This is a genomic window from Vibrio sp. 2-1-2a (assembly GCF_032648565.1).
In the GTDB taxonomy this organism is placed as follows: Bacteria; Pseudomonadota; Gammaproteobacteria; order Enterobacterales; family Vibrionaceae; genus Vibrio; species Vibrio diabolicus.
Genome location: NZ_WBOH01000014.1, coordinates 60,052 through 75,599 on the forward strand (window position 1 = coordinate 60,052; position 15,548 = coordinate 75,599).

At 46.7% G+C, this 15,548-nt stretch carries 13 protein-coding genes and 1 tRNA gene; 5 read left to right on the forward strand and 9 right to left on the reverse strand.

The window, feature by feature from the left end; translation table 11 throughout:
• Positions 1-27: 27 nt before the first annotated feature.
• The 7 genes from F7Y48_RS22025 to lptM form a co-directional block, all read right to left on the reverse strand.
• Entirely contained in the window at positions 28-2,514 is a 2,487-nt protein-coding gene (locus F7Y48_RS22025; protein ID WP_316685390.1) for an EAL domain-containing protein, read from the reverse strand.
• A 138-nt stretch (positions 2,515-2,652) separates the two neighbouring features.
• Positions 2,653-3,369 carry a 5-amino-6-(5-phospho-D-ribitylamino)uracil phosphatase YigB gene (yigB, locus tag F7Y48_RS22030; RefSeq protein WP_104971062.1) on the reverse strand — a complete coding sequence of 239 codons (717 nt, stop codon included), beginning with the start codon at positions 3,367-3,369 and terminating at the stop codon, positions 2,653-2,655.
• A gap of 8 nt (positions 3,370-3,377) precedes the next feature.
• Entirely contained in the window at positions 3,378-4,310 is a 933-nt protein-coding gene (gene xerC / locus F7Y48_RS22035) for a tyrosine recombinase XerC (RefSeq protein ID WP_012841287.1), read from the reverse strand.
• Positions 4,276-5,007 (reverse strand): DUF484 family protein, encoded by a 732-nt coding sequence (locus F7Y48_RS22040; RefSeq protein WP_316685391.1) that lies wholly within the window; start codon positions 5,005-5,007, stop codon positions 4,276-4,278. Before F7Y48_RS22040 ends, xerC begins: the two co-directional genes overlap by 35 nt.
• The gene (gene dapF, locus F7Y48_RS22045; protein ID WP_006743008.1) at positions 5,001-5,831 is read right to left on the reverse strand and encodes a diaminopimelate epimerase; all 831 of its coding nucleotides are present in this window, start codon (positions 5,829-5,831) and stop codon (positions 5,001-5,003) included. The genes F7Y48_RS22040 and dapF overlap by 7 nt, the downstream gene beginning before the upstream one ends.
• Before the next feature lie 10 nt (positions 5,832-5,841).
• Positions 5,842-7,095: a diaminopimelate decarboxylase gene (gene lysA / locus F7Y48_RS22050; RefSeq protein WP_006743007.1), complete on the reverse strand. Its 1,254-nt coding sequence runs from the start codon at positions 7,093-7,095 to the stop codon at positions 5,842-5,844.
• Positions 7,096-7,156: 61 nt separating this feature from the next.
• Positions 7,157-7,273, reverse strand: coding sequence for an LPS translocon maturation chaperone LptM (gene lptM, locus F7Y48_RS23665; protein ID WP_064368854.1), 117 nt, complete (start codon positions 7,271-7,273; stop codon positions 7,157-7,159).
• 74 nt (positions 7,274-7,347) lie between these two features.
• Here lptM and cyaY point away from each other — a divergent pair, with 74 nt between their 5' ends.
• Positions 7,348-7,662, forward strand: a complete 315-nt coding sequence (gene cyaY / locus F7Y48_RS22060; protein WP_012841286.1) for an iron donor protein CyaY — start codon at positions 7,348-7,350, stop codon at positions 7,660-7,662.
• A gap of 69 nt (positions 7,663-7,731) precedes the next feature.
• Here the strand turns inward: cyaY and F7Y48_RS22065 are convergent, their stop codons facing one another.
• On the reverse strand, positions 7,732-10,260 hold the full coding sequence (locus F7Y48_RS22065) for a class I adenylate cyclase (protein ID WP_005393844.1): 2,529 nt from the start codon (positions 10,258-10,260) through the stop codon (positions 7,732-7,734).
• Positions 10,261-10,606: 346 nt separating this feature from the next.
• Between F7Y48_RS22065 and hemC the strand changes: the two genes are divergently transcribed.
• The 4 genes from hemC to F7Y48_RS22085 are packed head-to-tail and all read left to right on the forward strand — an operon-like array spanning position 10,607 to position 14,686.
• Complete coding sequence (gene hemC / locus F7Y48_RS22070) at positions 10,607-11,545, forward strand: hydroxymethylbilane synthase (protein ID WP_065646005.1); 939 nt, start codon at positions 10,607-10,609, stop codon at positions 11,543-11,545.
• Positions 11,546-11,547: 2 nt separating this feature from the next.
• Positions 11,548-12,276 carry a uroporphyrinogen-III synthase gene (locus F7Y48_RS22075; protein ID WP_258507815.1) on the forward strand — a complete coding sequence of 243 codons (729 nt, stop codon included), beginning with the start codon at positions 11,548-11,550 and terminating at the stop codon, positions 12,274-12,276.
• Positions 12,277-12,293: 17 nt separating this feature from the next.
• A complete protein-coding gene (locus tag F7Y48_RS22080) occupies positions 12,294-13,505 on the forward strand; it encodes a uroporphyrinogen-III C-methyltransferase (RefSeq protein WP_258507817.1) in 1,212 nt (403 codons plus the stop codon).
• On the forward strand, positions 13,505-14,686 hold the full coding sequence (locus F7Y48_RS22085) for a heme biosynthesis protein HemY (protein WP_005393852.1): 1,182 nt from the start codon (positions 13,505-13,507) through the stop codon (positions 14,684-14,686). Before F7Y48_RS22080 ends, F7Y48_RS22085 begins: the two co-directional genes overlap by 1 nt.
• A 736-nt stretch (positions 14,687-15,422) precedes the next feature.
• Here the strand turns inward: F7Y48_RS22085 and F7Y48_RS22090 are convergent.
• Positions 15,423-15,513, reverse strand: a tRNA-Ser gene (locus tag F7Y48_RS22090).
• Positions 15,514-15,548: the final 35 nt, after the last annotated feature.

Sequence of the window (15,548 nt, forward strand, 5' to 3'; positions counted from 1 at the left end):
TTTAGAATGGTTTCACGTGAAACAGCATTAAAATAATCGGGTCGGCTCACCCAGATAATAGCCTTGCAGATAGTCGACGCCCATATCCTGCGCGATTTTGCACACCTCTCGATTGTGGACAAACTCCGCCACCGTCTCCGCGTTAAACACCTGACATAAACGCACCAACTGAGAAGCTATTTTGCGCTGCTTTAAGTCTTTATCGATATCACGGATCAAGCTGCCATCGAGCTTTATGACTTCCGGCTCCAGCTTTAGGATTTCATCAATATTGGAATAGCCTGAGCCAAAATCATCAACAATGATACGCGCTCCTAAGCTTCTGAAATGACTGCATACTTCGATCATTCGACCGTAGTCTTTGATTTGCTCAGATTCCAACACTTCCAAACCAATTCGCCTAGGGTCATTGAGCTGACAAATTTCATGCTCTAAAAGCATTAAAGTTTTATCACTAAGCAAATCTTGCGGCGACAAGTTAATAGAAAAGTCACCTTGCTTATCTCGCATGTAATGTAACGTAGAATGGATCATGTGCCGACTCAATCGAGTATAAAGATGCGTATCGGAAATAATAGGCAGGAAGCGCCCTGGCGCAATCACCGTTCCATCCTCCTCCAAAATGCGAACCAAACATTCTTGGCTTGCCAATTTATGGCTATCCGCATGCACTATCGGCTGGCTATAGGTGATGATGTTCTGTTTGAGAATGGCTTTACTGACGCAACTCAACCATCCAAGTTGCTCTTTACGCACATCCTCACTGACTTCGATGTCTTTCGCATTGCAGATATGGGTATTACTGCGCACACCGGAGCGCCTCGCTTCAATGCCTTTGAGCAATAGCTCATCCGCAGAAGCTGATGGAAAATCTCGACGACTCACTAAGCCACCGCACAGCGAGATAGAAAGATAATCTATTTCGCGCAGACCAATTGGCTCAAAATTAGTTTGCTCTACCGCGTCGGCAAAACGAGTAAAGTGCTGTTTGATGGTTTCACTGCTTTGGTCAGCTTTAAATATGAACGCCCACTCACCAACCCCAATACTATAAAGCTGCAAAGCCGTTGGCATGCCAAAACGCTTTCGCAGTCGATTCGTAAAATGCATTGAGAGGTCTTTAAGTAGCTGATCCCCTACTCTATAACCGTATTTTTCATTGATATGGCTGAAGTTAAGTAGCTTTAGAGTCAGCAAGTGCTCATCCAAATCGATGCTACTCAGCCGCTCTTGCAGCGCGACTCGGTTTTGTAATCCAGTGCGACTATCTCGCCGATAGCTTTCTTGTAACTTGCGCGTTTGGCGATCGAGTTGATACCCCATATGCGCGTTCATATGGTTGAGGTCGCCAATCGCATTTCGAATCAAGCTAAACAATGGTGAAATAGAGGAGCTAACGGGCGACTTAGGCAAGTTCAATGCTTGTACTTCGTCTCCCTCTCGCATCGCTAAATACGTCAGACTGTGATGAAGAATTTCTGGCTGTCCAATACCGCCATGCAGTTCCCCCATACAATAACTACCAAACGTCGTCGCGATATCTTTGAAGGCTTGGACTTCGTCGCTGCTGTCAATAAAGTCTAACCGTGACGCGCAGTTAAAAATCATCACGACTTCAGGTTGGTGCATGGCTAACTCAACCACACCATGTCGCACCTGTTCGAGCGTTAATGAGGGGTGGTTATAGCAAAATTGTACTTCGTCACCAAGACACCAAGGCCTGTCGAAACTCATACTGCCATCAGCGTGTAGCTCCGTTACCGTGCAAACTTCCTTACGCCCCAAACTTTCTCGATACAAAGGAAAGCTGAGCAGTTGACTCAGCGTCACATCATGGCCATCCGCCAAATAACGCTTGTATACGTCCAACGCTTTCTGTTCACCTAAGCAATACAAGCGCGTTCCTTTTGCATGGGTGACTTTATGTGGCATGCCAATCGGGTTCCATTCCGAATACGCATCCGTCCATAGCTTCAAGGTATCACTGTGCAAAGCTACGGCGACCACGGCATTATCGTAAACTCGGTTTTGATATAGCACCCAACAGCCATCATCAATACTTTGCGCCAACCCTCCAGAGATCACGACTTCTTCACTGGCGAAGGTTTGAAACAAGGGATAGTCACGTCGTTCAATTTGCACAGCAAAGCTGAGGATCACTTGCGAATTGTGCTGCAACAGAAGCGAGCGTTTGAGCTCTCCACCATCAATATCGGGGGAGTAAGAGTAGGTTTGGACGGCAGAAGTAAGCGTGGTTTGTTCGAACTCAGTCACACTGATCAGGCAGCCAGAGGTAAATATCTCCCCCTCCAGAATGACATTACGCGTACTATGCCCCATGACATGAGCATTCGGCAGCAACAATAAAACAGCGTCCGCAAGTGTGGTCGCAAAGTCGCGTGATTGAGTCGACAATATTTGCACCAAATATTGTTTACTTGAAGAGAACTGAGAAGTGACTAAAAAGTCATTTAACTGACTGACATCATAAACCAGTTTTGAAAAAGCTCGCATGCACCTACCACTGCCGTAACACTATCTTCACCACGACGTGTGGCGTTACTCTTTTTACTTAATAGTGAATAATTTACGTGGCTTTACGCTGCTTTTCTAGACACAAAATGAGATTAGAATGGATTAATGCGAAAGCAATTAAAAAAGTGTGAGTAACGGCTGCAAACTATTGATTTCAATATCAGGTAAAGTACGTGTTTTTGAATGGTTAATGACATTTTTATTCATATCATTGAACCAACAAGCCGCAAAACCAGCCGACTTTGCACCATGCACATCCGTGGTTAGGTGATCCCCGACATGCAGAATATTCTCTGCTGGAATATCCAAGAACCGTTTCGCCTTAGCAAACATATCGGTGGCGGGTTTCGCCAACCCATCAGGCCCTGCTTTGAGTACACATTGAAAATACGGCGTTAAGCCAATTTTATCTAAATCGACGTTTCCGTTTGTGATCGCCACGAGCGGAACTCGCTCTCCCAGTTGTGTTAAAACATCTAAGCTTGATTGGGGCACTTCAAACTGACTGCGCCAATCCAAAGCGAGCTGCACACCCTCTTCAGCTGCGGCTTGAGCTTGCGCTTCATCATAGCCAACTGAAAGAAAACCATGCTTTAGCTGCACTAAACGCCAAAGCGTCACATCGCTTCTGAGATCCGGTCTCTGCTGGAGCACATGTTTTTTTACCTGCATCCAATCAGCCTTATCCATGTGCGCCACGGCTGGATGTGTTTGTTGCAACCAAGCCAGCAACTCACGCTCCATACGGATAATCACCGGGTAATTGTCGTACAGCGTGTCATCAAGATCGAAGGTCATGGCCTTAATAGGTTCGATACGGCGATAAAATTTCATACTTCGGCTCACTCCCCGTTCTTTTTACGTGCGCGTGGGTGGGCTTGGTCGTAGGCTTGCGCTAAATGTTGGAAATCCAAGTGCGTGTAGATTTGGGTCGTCGAAATGTTCTCGTGCCCTAAAAGCTCTTGCACCGCACGTAAGTTATTGCTGGATTCGAGCATATGTGTCGCAAACGAGTGACGCAATTTATGCGGACTAATATGGCTCGCCACAGACTGTTTCTGTCCCCATTCTGCCATACGTTTTTGCACGCTACGGTGCGAAATACGCGTTCCGAGTTTAGACACAAACAAGGCGGGTTCACCTGGTGCAGCAAGATCGCCCCTGACTTTCAACCACTTGGCAACCCATTCAGTTGCCATGCCAGAGAATGGAACTTTACGTTCTTTGTCGCCTTTACCGATAACACGAAGCTCGCCACTGCGCAGTTGTACATCACGTACATCCACACTCACCAACTCAGCCAAACGCAAGCCAGCACCGTACATCAGCTCCATCATGGCACGATCACGCACAGCCAACGGGTCGTCTTCGTTGACCTCAAGCAGTTGGCTCACTTCATCAACATCGAGGTTTTTCGGCAACGGGCGCTTTTTACGTGGCGCTGAAACCCCTTTGGCAGGGTTAGCTGACATCTCGCCACGCAGAATAAGGAAATCGAAAAAGCTACGCAGCGATGAGAGGCGCGTCGCCAAACTGCTGGCTTTCATGCCTTCCCGCATGCCCTTACCTGCTAATTGGCGCACCCAGCCTGCATCCACTTGAGACCAATCTTTAAGTCCCATTTCAGCCAAGTGCTGCGCCATGGTTTCTAGCTGCTGTTTGTAATTGCGTTGAGTATGTAGGCTGAGCCCCTTTTCGCTTCGTAAGAATTCATAGAAGCGCTCAAGAGGCTTTTGCAGACTATTTGGCAGAGGAGTGTTGGGAGTTGTCGTCATCGTAACTTTGCCATACCAATGTTTGAGCGAGATGTGCCACTACTAATGATAGGTGACGCAAAAACAAGGTATCCATATCTGGTTGAAAATGACCGCCATCCTCACTAGAGAACGCAAGCACGCCCAGTGTTTGCTGTTTCACGAGCGGTAGTACCACATAGGACCCCATTTCCGGCACATCCATATTGCCAAACAAAGCTTCACGATCCACTTTTCTCAGACGCCCTAAGTACGCACCTTTGCCATTTAAGTGAGTGGTCGCAAAACGTTGATAACTTTCCTTACTCAATTGAATCGATGCGTCGCATTGACTAAACAATCGAACAAACGAGCGTAAGCCAAGTGCTTTAGCTTTCTCTTCAATAGAATGAATGACTTGTTTAAAGTCACCACACTTTAGAATCTGCCCCTGCAAATCCATAAATTCGTAAAAGGTGCGATCGTTGTTCGCCGCAAGCGACATCAGTGTGGTGATCTCTTCCTCTAACTCTTCAATGCGCTGACGTTGGCGATTCATTTGTATGTGCACCAAAGACACCGCACCCAAGTCTGAGTGTGGGAAAGATAGACGATCCACAAGCTCTGGACGCTGCACAAAAAAATCGGGATGATCTTTGAGGTACTCGGCCACCACTTCAGCCGTTAAGGCATCTGCTTCTACTTGAGACAAACCGTTTCCTTTTTCTTCTACTAGCAAGACAATTGACCATCAAATACATGCGTTGTAGGTCCGGTCATAAACAACGGCTTACCCGGACCTTGCCACGCAATTCGCAGTTCACCACCTGGTAGAGAAACCTTAACGTTTTCATCCAACAGACCCTGAAGAATCCCTACCGCTACCGCCGCGCATGCGCCGCTACCACAAGCTTGTGTTTCACCTGCGCCTCGCTCGTAAACTCGAAGACGAATATGGTCACGACTCACCACCTGCATAAAGCCAGCGTTGACGCGCTCTGGAAAACGCTCGTGTGACTCAAGCAGCGGCCCTAATGTATCGACATCAGCAGTATCCACGTCATCGACCACCGTCACCACATGCGGGTTACCCATGCTTACCGCGCCACAGAACAGCGTTTTTTCACCAGCGCGCATGATGTAGGTCTTCTCTTTTTGCTTGGCTTTAAAAGGAATTTTGTTCGGCTCAAACTCTGGCACACCCATGTTGACCGTCACTTCTCCATCATCTTCGATGTTGAGAATCATCTTTCCTTTTTTGGTGCTCACGCTGATACTGTATTTATTGGTCAACCCTTTCAAGCGAACAAAGCGCGCGAAGCAGCGCGCGCCATTCCCGCACTGCTCGACTTCACTACCATCGGCATTGAAAATCCGATAATGGAAATCAGTTTCAGGGTCGTAAGGGGCTTCTACCACGAGCAATTGGTCAAAACCAACGCCGGTATGACGATCCGCCAAACGGCGGATCAGGTCTTGCGAGAAAAACACGTTCTGGGTAATACAGTCGACGACCATGAAGTCGTTGCCCAAACCGTGCATTTTGGAAAAGTGGAAATGCATTTGTTGTGTGTTACTCCGGTAGAATCTGTTCCAGCTGCCACAAACTGGTCAGCTCCTCACGCTGGCGAACTAAGTGGCTTTGTTTACCATCCACCATTACTTCTGCCGCTCGGGTACGAGTATTGTAGTTCGAAGACATAACAAAACCATAGGCACCTGCTGAACGAACCGCGAGTAGATCACCTTCTTGCAAAACGAGTGCGCGATCTTTACCCAAGAAGTCGCCGGTTTCACAAATAGGGCCAACCAAATCGTAAGTCTGAGCTTCACCCGTGCGCGGCGAAACTGGCACGATATCTTGCCATGCTTGGTATAGTGCAGGACGCATCAAGTCGTTCATTGCCGCATCGATGATGGCAAAGTTCTTGTGCTCAGTATGTTTTAAAAACTCAACACGCGTTAGCAAGATACCTGCATTCGCAGCAATTGCTCGGCCCGGCTCAAAAATCAGCTCCAAGTCTTGGTGATTTTCAAGACGACCAAGTAACGCTTTGGCGTAATCTGAAGGCTGTGGTGGTAACTCATCACGATAGACCACACCCAAACCACCGCCGACATCAAGGTGACGAATGTTAATGCCTTGCGCTTTTAAATCATCAATCAGGGCTAATAAACGGTCTGTCGCGTCGATAAATGGGTCGATATTGGTGAGCTGAGAACCAATGTGGCAGTCGATGCCTTGCACATTCAAGTTCGGCAGGCTTTGCGCGAATTTATAAACATCTGGCGCACGATCAAACGCAATGCCGAATTTATTGTCGCGAAGACCAGTCGAAATGTAAGGGTGTGTTTTCGCGTCGACATCTGGATTGATACGCAGAGAAATTGGCGCAATCACACCAAGCTCACCCGCAACCTTATTCAAACGTTCTAGCTCGGGCTCAGATTCAACGTTGAAACATTTGATACCCAGCTCAAGAGCACGCTTCATTTCTGCAGGTGTTTTCCCAACACCAGAGAAAACGACTTTCTTCGGATCACCGCCTGCGGCAATCACACGCTCAAGTTCACCACCTGATACGATATCAAAGCCCGAACCCAAACGCGCCAGTGCGTTCAATACGCCTAGGTTTGAGTTCGCTTTCACCGCGTAGCAAACTAGATGAGGATGTTGACCCACAGCACTATCAAACGCCTTCCAGTGGCGCTCTAGCGTGGCTCGAGAATATACGTAAAGAGGAGTGCCATATTGCTCTGCAAGAGCTTGAAGTGGGACGTCTTCGGCCCAAAGCTGGCCATCATCCTGATAGTTGAAGTAATCCAAAATTCGCTTCCCTTATTTTATTCGACTGCTGAACCCTAATTTCACCCTAAGGCGCGGTTATTTATTGTGATTGCTCACTCTGTTGAGTGTCATCTGGAATGTATAGTGAGCCAGACTGGCCACATCCCGCTAACGTCGCGGCAACCATCACAAACAACACAGTAACTAATTTTTTCATTTCGCATATCGTGATTATTGAATCAATGCCCCCTATAATCGCACCACACTCAGGAAAAGCAATAGGATAGACGGATGAACGATACTGAATTTCATCAACTGGTGGATGCACAGATGCAAATCATCGAAGAATCCATCGATGATTCAGGCGCAGACATTGATTACGAAGTCACTGGCAACGTAATGACATTGGAATTTGAAGACCGCAGCCAAATCATCATTAACCGCCAAGAGCCGATGCATGAGATCTGGCTAGCGTCCAAATCTGGTGGTTTCCACTTCAAGCTTATTGAAGATAAATGGACCTGCTCAAAAACGGGCATGGAGCTATTTGAAATGGTGAAGCAAGAGTGTGAAAAGCACGCGGGCGAAGCCATTGATTGGGCATAATGTCCGTCAATCGTCACCAAAACAAAAAGAGCACCGAAGTGCTCTTTTTGTTTATTGATACGGGTTTAATTACGCGTTCACCGCTTTCGTCGGACGATGCGGCGAGCAACCATCATTACGATAAGGGATGATATAAGCATTGCCCTCTTCAGGATGGATAATCTGGTAGTACTGCGGCAGGTTAAAGTTGATAAATTTCGACGCAACACGACTGTCATCTTTTACGGATGTGTAAAAGCTGTTCACAGACGAAATCATCTCGTCTTTAGAGCCACTGAATTGGTGATACACTTCAACTTGGTTTGACTCATCCAACACATAAATATTGAAGCCATCTTCATTATCTTCAAAGAAGAATTGCACCAGACCTTCACTGGCAAAACCATCCACCGCTTCTGGCATTTGATACTCTTGCTCACGATCGAGCATTAATAGCGGCGAGCCTTTAAGTTTGTTAGTAGAAATGCTGCGATAGAAATCAATGGAGTTTTCTAACTTCTGCACCGACACACCACGACGTTCAAAGAACAGCCCGTAAGTTTGGTTACCGAGGCGCATCGCTTTAAAGCGGCGGCGTTTTTCTTGCTCTACTGGCTTCAAGCGTAAGTCGATACATTCCGCTAAAAGCTGGTAGACCATATTACGCATAACACCACGCATGTTCTTCGCATAACAGAACACATCCACCGATTCTGGTGGCAACGCGTCTTGGTGCATTTTGCCCAGAATAGTTTTCAGTGCGTCCAGCATCGCCGTTTCCCCTTTGAAATGCAGCGTACGCACTTCATGCCAAGAGTTACGGTAAACCAAGTCGACACTGCCGACTAAGTTTTTATGTTCCGGACCAAAACTGAAGATATCGGTATTTTTCACATCCACTTTCAGTGAACGGCCCGAAAGCTCTGACGTAGGATCATTTTCAAAGTTGATGAACATCGCTAGCTGGCTGATCTCACATGGGCTCGCTAATGCCTGCATCGTCGGACGGCGCTTACGCAGCGCAAAGGTATTTCGTAAGTCGCTCACCATTTGGTAGAACTTATCGATATCCAGTTGCGCTTCACGCACCACCGCGTGCAAACGAGTCGACTCGGTGATTAAACCATTAAAGAATGCCCAAGAGACTAACTTGCTCAAGTATTCATGATGTTCTAAGTATGGCTGCCCCAAAATGCGGTGCGCGATCAGAGGTTGTTTATAGAGATACCAACCAGACTTGTTCACACCACCATCTTTCACTTCGATGAAGCTTAAATCCGGTTCATGCAAATCAGGGGAAATCTGTGGGTTGAGCAACGTCACTTTGCCCGGCAATACTTCAAAAGCGGCGTAAAGCTTACGAGCCAAAATACTGATGTCTTGCGGGCTGATAGCGGAGGTAATGTCGTTGCGACGCGCAAATTGAATCAAATTACGGTAGCTCTGCATCAACGCATCCAGCAACGCATGATGCACCACTTTTACCTGTTCAACTTTCCAGTTGCGGCGATCATCGAGCTCAGCAACAACGCTGGCATCCCAATCCCATTTTGCAATCATGTCGCTCAGCGCTTCACGGCGCCAAGCCACTGAACCGACATCCGGTTCACGCGACAACTTTTCGTGGGTTTTGAGATAGAAGCAACGGCGCACCAAATCCAAACGAGTGTCATCTTGGATTCGCTCTAAGTAGCGGGTCACTTTTTCCAACATTAAGTAGTACGCATCCATGCCGTAAAGGTCTGGCTCATGGGCAAAGAAACGACGTTTGGTGTCGATGCTTAGCAGTTGCGTATGCGGGTATTCCCACGAATAAGCTTCAAGCAGAATGGCTTTTAATACCGATTTGTAGGGAGAATCGATACTTTTGTATAGCTGCCACAAGTTCGAGCCGAAGTACTCTTCAGCAGGAATGCGGTTCAATTTACCAAAGTCGATCCATTCACTACAGTCAATGTAACCTTCACTGCACAATTGAGAAACGTACTCGTCGTAACACTCTTCCATTTCTGGCGGCACTATTTGCCATAATAAACGCTGTCCAGCAATACGCACCGCGCTGCGATAGAATTCATCAAGCAAAAGTAAGTGCTGAGATGAGCCACAGTTATCACCCGTCATCTCTTCAGAATGGTTGCTTCTAAAGCGTTCTTCATCCATTAAGAAGAAGTTCGCCTCCACCCCTTGGCTTTGTGCCCAGTCGGTGATCAGCAAGCATTTATTGGTCAGCAATTCTCGCTCGTCACAATCCATATCTGGCGAAATACACACCCAAATATCTAAATCACTAGAAGTACTTTGACCAATTGATGAGGTACTGCCCATGGTGTATAAGCCCAAGATAGCCGGCTTCTCTGCCGTCTTAAGTGGCTGACCAATCGCAAGTTGAATGTCATCAATGAATTGCTGCTGAATGCTATTTAGCGCCAGCCCATGCACACCAAACGGGACATCGGCATCGTAATAGCCAGGAATCACAGGGTGGTTGTAGTTCAACAAGGCAGGAATCAAGTGGAAGACTTGCTGGCTTTGCGAATCCATAAGCGCCAGCGCGCGATCAACTCGCTGCTGATTCAAATTATCTAGTCGCTGAATGATTTTTTGGGTGTAAGCCTGCAAGGGGAATTCCTTGGTTGAACAATCACGAAAATCTGCTGACGTTTTAAACCAAAACGGCCTAAAAACGTGATCAATTTAACACTTTTATTGGTGCGGGTAAAGTTTCACGCCCACGCACCACTCAGGATGCAAAACCATACTTTAGTCACAAAATTAATCGCGCGGTAGTGTCGCTCTTATTACCTATTACTAATAATAGTCCTTAGTCTAATTGAGAATCCAGTCACACTATTTTCATAACGTCATGTAATTCCATTCATAGCTCTCAGAGATAACGAACTAACAGTAAGCATTTCTTGATGAGAATGGTAGGATAAACCCAAATCCAAACAGCATTGAGAAGATCATGACACAATCCACACCTATTCGCATTGCAACTCGAAAAAGCCCTCTTGCTTTATGGCAAGCTTACTTTGTCAAAGACGCCCTTCAAGCCGCTCACCCTGGTTTGGAAGTCGAGTTAGTAACCATGGTGACCAAAGGTGACGTGATTTTAGATACACCGCTAGCAAAAGTTGGCGGCAAAGGCTTATTCGTAAAAGAGCTTGAAGTCGCAATGCTAGAAGGCCGTGCAGACCTTGCCGTTCACTCAATGAAGGACGTGCCCGTCGATTTCCCGGAAGGTCTTGGCCTCGTGACCATTTGTGAACGTGAAGACCCTCGTGATGCTTTCGTCTCCAATACCTATAGCAACATTGATGAACTCCCTCAAGGTGCAGTGGTTGGTACTTGCAGTTTGCGCCGTCAATGCCAACTGAAAGAATATCGTCCAGATATCATCATTAAAGAGCTTCGCGGTAATGTGGGCACTCGCCTTGGTAAACTAGATGCGGGTGAATACGATGCGATCATTCTTGCTGCGGCTGGCCTTAAACGATTGAAACTTGAAGAACGCATTCGTAGCTTTATCGAGCCAGAGAAATCGTTACCTGCGGTAGGCCAAGGTGCTGTCGGTATTGAGTGCCGCCTTGACGATGAAAGGCTGCTTAAGCTACTTGAGCCGCTTAACCACCAAGACACCGTAGACCGCGTTTTGTGTGAGCGTGCAATGAACCTGACGCTAGAAGGCGGCTGTCAGGTACCTATCGGCAGCTATGCCCTGCTAGATGGCGATAACATTTGGCTACGCGCATTAGTTGGCGAACCAGATGGCAGCGAAATTGTTCGTGGTGAAATCCGTGGCCATCGTAAAGACGGCGAAACGTTAGGAGTGCAGTTAGCCAATGAACTACTGGATAACGGCGCTCGTGAAATCCTAACTAAGCTGTACGCAGATCACGAATAATCATGGCAGTGTTGGTCACTCGGCCGGGAGAGCAAGGCAACGCGCTTTGCTCTCTGCTCGAAAGGCACGGCATTTCCGCATATCACCATCCTCTGATCGACATTGTCGCCGATCTCACGGACACGCACCTCTCTAAACACCTGCATCAAGCTCAAATTGTTATCGCTGTTAGTCGACATGCCGTGCAATGTGCACAGCAAATCTTAGCCAGCAACGAGACATCATGGCCGAAACAAGCCATTTACCTTGCCGTTGGTCAAAAAACAGCACACTATTTAAGCAAATGTACCCAACAGAAAGTACACTATCCCCAAGTCAGTGATAGTGAACATTTATTGCGACTGCCAGAGCTCAATAATGTGGCCCAACAACAGGTTCTTATCCTTCGTGGGAACGGTGGAAGAGAGCTGATCAAAGATGCATTGGTGAGACGTGGCGCAAAAGTTCACTATAGTGAGACTTACAAGAGAGAATTCATCCCATTCGATCCAGTAAGCTGTATCTCACTATGGAAAACCCTACAAATTGACCAGATCATCGTCACCAGTGGTGAGCAACTGGATTATTTGTGCAGCCAATTGACGTCAGAGCAATTGACTTGGCTTAATCAACAAGAGTTGTATATCCCCAGTCAGCGTATCGCTGACATCGCACTTCAAAGGGGGTTCACTCGGGTGAGATGCACGGGAAGCGCATCCAACCAGGAATTACTGGCGGCTCTCCAGCCCTAGCTACACAGGATATAGGCATGACAAGTAAAAATAACGACCAAAAAAATAACGATAAAAACCTTTCCGAAGAAACCTCATCGGCACCGCTAGCCGAAAAAAGCACATCGCAGCAGGATGCGGCCCCTAAAAAAGAACAGCCAAAAGTGGCCGAGCCCCCAAAAACAGCCGAGCCAACCAAAGTCGAATTTGAAGAAAAACAAGGTAAGCGCGGAGTTAAACTAGGCACAGTCGCTATCATCTTATCGATTATTTTTGGCGGTGGCCTCGCATACAAGCTGCATCAGCAGCAAACCGATTACCAAGCGCAGATCGCCCAACTAAAAAGTCAGCTAGAAAGCACTCAAGCTTCCATGAAGCAAGAGCTCAGCCGGGTACAAGAAGAAACCATCGAGAAAGCAACGACCGTGACACACAAAGCGGAAGTGGTACTTGGGCAGCAACAGAAGAGCATTGAAAGCTTACAGCTTGCCGTTGCCGATGTGAAAGGTCGCCGACCAAACGACTGGCTACTTGCTGAAGCCGATTACCTCGTCAAATTAGCAGGTCGTAAACTGTTCTTAGAGCATGACGTAGAAAGCGCAACTCAACTAATGGAAAGTGCTGATCAACGCATTGCAGCACTGAATGACCCTAGCCTCGTCAAACTACGCAAAGCAATGGCGAACGATATCACCAAACTTCGTACTATCCCGCTGATTGACCGTGATGGATTGGTACTACGCTTAACTGCTCTGCAACAGCAAGTAGACAAGCTACCACTCGCCAATGCACTACTCCCAGAAGCAGAAGTCGTAGAGAACACTGAAGTGTCTGAAGATATTGCAAACTGGCAAGATAACTTAATGACCTCTCTGAAGGACTTTTCAGAAAACTTCATTACGTTCCGCACGCGCGATGGTAACGTCATTCCACTGCTTTCTCCTGAGCAACACTTTTACCTAAAAGAAAACATCAAAGCCAAATTGGAGACCGCAATAAAAGCGGTGTACCAAGAGCAAGGTGAAATTTACACTACGTCTCTAAAAACGGCCGATAAATGGGCATTAGCTTTCTTCAACCAAGACGATAATTCCGTTAAAGAGTTCAACAAAACTGTTAACCAGTTAAGCCAGCAAAACATTCAAGTGGAATACCCAACGAAACTGCAAAGTCAGTCTCAACTATCAGATGTCATCCGTGAGCGCCTACGTCGCGAAGTCACAACGATGACAGGTATGGAGGATAAGTAATGTTTCGTCTTATTTTCCTATTTGTTGTACTAGGTGCAGGATTATTTGTTGGCACTCAATTTTCTGGTCAGCAAGGCTATGTACTCATCTCCATCGCTGAGAAAACGATCGAGATGAGCGTAACGACATTGGTCGTATTCGTTATCGCAGCACTCGCAGGCCTTTTTCTACTTGAGTACCTAATTAAAAAGCTAGTTTACGCAAGTTCTACAACATGGAACTACTTCAGCGTGCGCAAAATGCGCCATTCCCGTCGATACACCAATGAAGGCATTATTAAACTCCTAGAAGGAGACTGGAAAGGTGCCGAGAAAAAAGTGACTCGTTGGGCGAATCATCACGACATGCCACTACTTTGTTACTTAGTTGCGTCTGAAGCTGCACAAGGTCAAGGTGATAAAGCAAAACGTGATCACTACCTAGAGCTAGCAAGCCAGCAAGAGAATGCTCATCTCGCAGTAGAGCTAACTCGTGCTAAACAGTTTATTCGCGATAACGAGTTCGAGGCTGCTTTCGATACTTTGCAATCGTTAAAAGGTCAGTATGCGAGTAATTCGATTGTATTGAACTTGCTGAAAACAACGTACATGCAGCTAAAATTGTGGCAACCTCTTATTGACCTCTTGCCACAACTCACCAAAGCAAAACTCATCACGGAAGAAGAACACGCAGAGCTGATTCAAAAGGCGCAATGCGGCTTACTCCATGAAGTGGCACAGCAGCAAGGTAGCGAAGGGCTTATTTCTCATTGGAATGGCCTTGCACGCAAAGTAAAACAAGACACACACCTAGTCGCCTGTTTTGCTCGTGAGTTGATAGCCCGGAAAGCAGATGCTGAAGCCTTTACTGTACTAAAAGAAGCATTGAAAAAACAACCGGCTCCTGAGCTTTATCAACTACTGCCAGATCTAAACCTGCCAGATATCCACCCTGTCGTGGTTTTCTTAGAGGGAGTAGTGAAGAAAGAGCCAGATAACGCCGCAGCGCATAGCGCATTAGCGCACTTCTATTTCCGTCAAGAGAAGTGGCAAGAAGCCCAAGACCACTTTGAGATCGCCTTAAAGCTTCGCTCTGACGTCTCTGATTATGCATTCCTAGCAGATACACTAGAGAAGCAGAATCTAACTAAAGCCGCTCACGAAGTCTCTCGTAAAGCTCTCACGCTCGTCCAGAACGACTAAGTAGCGGTCATTTAACCAAGCCGGCAGTTTACTGTCGGCTTTTTTATTGCCTGTCATTTATCAACACTCCACAAACCTGCAATATCCACTAGAGCTAATGCCCTGCAATCGCCTGAACTTCATTAGGAGGCCCCAGCAAAGCTTCTTTAGTTCGTTCCCAGCAGCACTCCATTAAGCTCACTAAAAGCTTCTAAAAGATAGCTTGCTCACTTTCTTCAAGGCGAACAACCAAATATAAGTTTCTAGGAAGGAACTCTACTAGCAAAATGCAGATAACTTGAAATAGTGTAGGAAGCAAAATAGGTACATAAGCTCCGATACTCTCCATTCTCTTCAATGAAGGACTGTCCTATACAATACTTAGAACGTGTTTATTGTACCAACTAGAGCAAGATAGCGAATAGCTATTAGGTAACACGAAGAGCGCTAACGCACGTAACATCGAGTAAAGAGTAAAGGCAAGTCTCTTGTTAACAGAAACACTTTACCCTTAGAGGTAGGAATGCCAATACTCAGACTTGATGGCTCTCGTTAGAAGATAAAGTTATGAACTTCTGTCGCAGCACAACCCGTGGATAACGAGAACGCGCTTAAAGCAAGGCTTCTCAAGTGACATAGTGCGGGGATACCTAGTCCGGGGATACGATCAGCTAAGGGATTGATTCCAGTCCCTAACGAATTTCCAAGCGTCAGAAACGAAGAAAGCCTCGCTATTTCTAGCGAGGCTTCTGAATAGTGGCGGAGAGATAGGGATTTGAACCCTAGATACGCTATTAACGTATGCCGGTTTTCAAGACCGGTGCTTTCAACCACTCAGCCATCTCTCCACAAATTGTCACTAAAACTTAGTCTTATACTATCG

What these genes read in the sequence shown, in the direction of transcription:
- hemC (WP_065646005.1), top strand. Translation starts at nt 10,607, where the DNA reads ATGACACAATCCACACCTATTCGCATTGCAACTCGAAAAAGCCCTCTT.
- F7Y48_RS22075 (WP_258507815.1), top strand. Translation starts at nt 11,548, where the DNA reads ATGGCAGTGTTGGTCACTCGGCCGGGAGAGCAAGGCAACGCGCTTTGC.
- cyaY (WP_012841286.1), top strand. Translation starts at nt 7,348, where the DNA reads ATGAACGATACTGAATTTCATCAACTGGTGGATGCACAGATGCAAATC.
- lptM (WP_064368854.1), bottom strand. Translation starts at nt 7,273, where the DNA reads ATGAAAAAATTAGTTACTGTGTTGTTTGTGATGGTTGCCGCGACGTTA.
- F7Y48_RS22080 (WP_258507817.1), top strand. Translation starts at nt 12,294, where the DNA reads ATGACAAGTAAAAATAACGACCAAAAAAATAACGATAAAAACCTTTCC.
- F7Y48_RS22085 (WP_005393852.1), top strand. Translation starts at nt 13,505, where the DNA reads ATGTTTCGTCTTATTTTCCTATTTGTTGTACTAGGTGCAGGATTATTT.
- xerC (WP_012841287.1), bottom strand. Translation starts at nt 4,310, where the DNA reads ATGACGACAACTCCCAACACTCCTCTGCCAAATAGTCTGCAAAAGCCT.
- yigB (WP_104971062.1), bottom strand. Translation starts at nt 3,369, where the DNA reads ATGAAATTTTATCGCCGTATCGAACCTATTAAGGCCATGACCTTCGAT.
- dapF (WP_006743008.1), bottom strand. Translation starts at nt 5,831, where the DNA reads ATGCATTTCCACTTTTCCAAAATGCACGGTTTGGGCAACGACTTCATG.
- F7Y48_RS22025 (WP_316685390.1), bottom strand. Translation starts at nt 2,514, where the DNA reads ATGCGAGCTTTTTCAAAACTGGTTTATGATGTCAGTCAGTTAAATGAC.